General features: G+C 69.0%; 4 protein-coding genes. All 4 read left to right on the top strand.

Annotated elements, in window-relative coordinates; all coding sequences use genetic code 11:
• Positions 1–14 precede the first annotated feature (14 nt).
• The 4 genes from ACFU99_RS37620 to ACFU99_RS37605 all read left to right on the top strand — a co-directional run bounded on the left by ACFU99_RS37620 (position 15) and on the right by ACFU99_RS37605 (position 3,530).
• Positions 15–434 (top strand): LuxR C-terminal-related transcriptional regulator, encoded by a 420-nt coding sequence (locus ACFU99_RS37620; protein ID WP_384401374.1) that lies wholly within the window; start codon positions 15–17, stop codon positions 432–434.
• A 283-nt stretch (positions 435–717) separates the two neighbouring features.
• Positions 718–1,695, top strand: coding sequence for an ACP S-malonyltransferase (locus tag ACFU99_RS37615; protein ID WP_384401371.1), 978 nt, complete (start codon positions 718–720; stop codon positions 1,693–1,695).
• A complete protein-coding gene (locus tag ACFU99_RS37610) occupies positions 1,692–2,792 on the top strand; it encodes an arylcarboxylate reductase (protein ID WP_384401368.1) in 1,101 nt (366 codons plus the stop codon). The genes ACFU99_RS37615 and ACFU99_RS37610 overlap by 4 nt, the downstream gene beginning before the upstream one ends.
• 174 nt (positions 2,793–2,966) lie before the next feature.
• A complete protein-coding gene (locus tag ACFU99_RS37605; protein ID WP_384401365.1) occupies positions 2,967–3,530 on the top strand; it encodes an EF-hand domain-containing protein in 564 nt (187 codons plus the stop codon).
• Positions 3,531–3,533 lie beyond the last annotated feature (3 nt).

Here is a 3,533-nt window from a genome sequence, read left to right as displayed (position 1 = left end):
ATTGAGGAAGGCGGGTGTACGGATTGACGCCGTTACGCGGTTCCACGGCGGTCGGCTCCACCACGGCGCTCCCGGAGGCCGGCGGCCGGAGGGGCTCCTGTCGCCCAGCGGCCGAACGGACGCCGGAGCGCGGGGACCCGGCGGGGCGGCCGCACGGAGCCGGGAGCGCGGCGGCCCCGCCCGACACCGAGCGGCTCACCGCGCTCGACGCGTGCATCCTGGAGGGCATCGCCGTGGGCACCTCCACCGTGGAGCTGGCGGCGTCCCTCTACCTCAGCCGCAAGGGCGTCGAATACCGCATCGGTCTGATGTTGCGTCAGTTCAAGGTGCCGAATCGGGTGGCCCTGGTCTCCCGTGCCCATTCGATCGGTATGCTCACCGTGGGCGCCTGGCCGCCCCGGGTCCCGAAGAGCTTTGTGGCGCAGTCCGACTGAGCCGTGCGGGCCGAACCGGGCCCGCCATGTGCTTTACGGGATTCACCGGACCGGCTCGCCCGAGGCAATAGGAAGCGGTGCCCCCGGATTGTTTCAGCCTGCAATATCGTCTCGATAGCGCGCGCTGCGACATTCCCGGAGCGGGGAATTGCACCTTTCGGTGGCAAGTGAATGGATGTTACGGTGCGATCGCGTCGTGGTCGGAATTCCCCGCCGGGGAGCCGCCCCTGTCACGGGCGCCGTACCGCGTCTTTCTCCTGTTACCTTCCCGCTGGGGGCGAGAATGACTTTGGGCTATCTGTTCGGCGGCGGCGTCGGCACCGAGCCGCACGGTCTGGAGCTGTACCACGAGTACCCGGTCGTCCGTAGCTGGTACGAACAGGTCGCGCGGTGGACGGGGTTGACGGTAGGTCAGATCCTGGAGGATGATCTGCCGGCCGCGCAGGAGGAGCGCCAGAGCGTCGGCACGGTACGGGAGGCCGCGCTCGCGATCGGCGTGCACGACGCGCTCGCCCAGTACGGCCTGCGCCCCACCGCCATCGGCGGCCTCAGCCTCGGCGCGATGACGGCCAGCGCCCTGGCGGGAGCTCTCAGCAGACAGGAGCTGTTCGAGATGCTGGCGGGCGCCCGGGACACCCCCGAACTCCCCGCCGACGCACCCGCCCAGGGCATCGCCCTCGCCTTCGCCCAGACCGCCGACGGCGATCCCGCCCGCGGCGGACCCGCCCACCCCGGCGAGGGGCGCGCCGGGATCCACCTCGCCGGCGACTTCGGCCCCACGGCCGACGGCAAGCAGCGCATTCTCATGCTCGCCGGCCACGCCGAGGCGCTGGGCGCCCTCGCCGCCGAGGCCCCGCCCGGCACCGTCGTGCCGCTGCCGGGCCGCACCATCGCGGTCCACTCCCCGCTGCGCCGGCACTTCCGCGACTTCATGGCCCCGCGCATCGACGCGATGGCCTTCTCCGACCCTCAACTGCCCCTGCTCTCCTGCCTGGAGCCCAAGAAGCTCACAAGCGGCGACGAGGTCCGCGACCTCTTCCAGCGCAACTCCACCGACCCCATCAGCCTCGTGGACGTCTACACCGGCATGAAGGCCGAGGGCGTGGAGCTCGGGCTCGTGATGGGGCCGTCGATCCCGGAGGGCATCCTGGCCTTCCCCTTCCCCGTCGTCCACATCGAGAAGCCCGAGCACATCCAGCAGGCGTTGTCCACCGCGTACGACCTGGGCATCGACCTCACCGGCGGGCAGGTGCGCACATGACCGCCACCTCGGTGACCGCCCCCACCCAGCTGTCGGACGACCCCGACGCACTGGTCGCCGGGTGGCTCGACACCGACCTCGACCAGTGGTGCCGCAGCGTCGTCCGGCGCCACTTCCACCCGGAGACCGGCAGCCCGTACTGGCTGCGGCGCGCCAAGCGGTTCGACTTCGACCCCCGCGACATCACCCGCTACGACCAGCTGGCGGCCTTCGGCCCGTTCCGGCTGGAGAACCTGCGCGAACAGGACCCCGGCGATCTCGTCCCGCAGTCCGTGCCGCGCCCGCTGGCCGGCCGCGCCTGGGACACCGGCGGCACCACCGGCACCCCCTGCCGGGTCTTCTACACCCCGGACATGCTGCGGCACCGGGCGGTCTGGCGCCGGTGGTCGTTCGTACGGGAGGGCTTCGCCCCCGGCCGGACCTGGCTCCAGGCCACCCCCACGGGCCCGCATCTGATCGGCCACGGCGTGTGGGAGGTCTCCGAGCTGTACGCGGGCCAGGCGTACGCGATCGACATGGACCCCCGCTGGGTCAAGCGGCTCATCCGCTCCGGCCGCCTCCAGGACGTCGGGGACTACACCGCCCACCTCCTGGAGCAGATCACCGATGTGCTGCGGCAGGCGCCGGTGCACTACCTCAACACCACACCCGCACTCTTCCAGACGCTCCGTCAGCGCCACCCCGACCTCGTGTCCGCCCTCGAAGGCGTCCGGTTGAGCGGCACCCAGATCAGCGCCGACATGTACCGCGCCTTCAAGTCCGCGCTGAATGGCGGAATCTGCGGCATGACGTACGGCAATACCTTTGGCAACGCGGCTTGTTGGGAGGTGGAGAGGAACGGGGAGCTGATCTCGTACGTGCCGAACTTCCCGCAGGTCACCATGGCGGTCGTGCGCAAGGACGACTGGTCGGCCGTCGTCGACCCCGGCGCGGTCGGCCAGGTACGGCTCACCGTGCTGCACGAGGACCTCTTCCTGCCCAACATCCTGGAGCGCGATCAGGCGCTGCGGCACCGGACCGAGGAGTGGCCCTGCGACGGCGTCGCCAATATCAGCCCGTTGCAGACCACGAGCTCAGCGCCCGAAGGACTGTACTGAAGCCGCCTCACGGGTGTGACCAGTGGGACGCCGAAAGCCTTCCGTGAATTGTATTCACGATCTTCCGGAGCACCGTACGGAAAATGGTCCGCCGACAGAATCGGCCAATGTGTTTCTTGGCAATCCCGGCCGTTGAACACCCCATCCGTCCGCGTCTAGTATCCGGCGACAAGGATGGCGCACGCGGAACGAGAAGGCGGGGTGCGGAAAGAAATGACAAGCGAGCACGTAGAGAGCCAGCGCAGCAGGGTCAGCAAGGCGTTCGACCTGATTGACGTGGACGGCAACGGCGAAGTGGGCGTCGAGGAAATCGAGGCCATGGCGCAGCGGTTGTCCAGTCGTTTCGGGCTCACGGCCAACTCGAAGCAGCACGAGGAAATCCGGCAGGCGAGCGTCGATCTCTGGCGCGATCTACAGCACCAGCTCGACCAGAGCGGCGACCAGAAGATCAGCCGGAAGGAATACGTCGACTTCTACGCCGAAGCCGACCCGACAGTGGTCCGCCGGACCCTGGAGCCTTTCGCCGGCCTGCTCTTCAACCTGTTCGACACCGACGGCGACGGAAAGGTGTCGCGGAGCGAGTTCGAGCGGTACCACCGCGCCTGGGGAGTTCCCGCCGACCAGATCGAGGGAACTTTCGACAAGCTCGACACGGACCGCAGCGGTGACCTGTCGAAGGACGAGCTCCACGAGTATCTCGCTGGATTCATCTTCGGCGACTCGGGGTCGAAGGGCTGACCC

This window comes from Streptomyces sp. NPDC057654 (assembly GCF_042800135.1).
Classification (GTDB): Bacteria; Actinomycetota; Actinomycetes; order Streptomycetales; family Streptomycetaceae; genus Streptomyces.
This window is presented reverse-complemented; position numbering and strand designations above follow the sequence as displayed.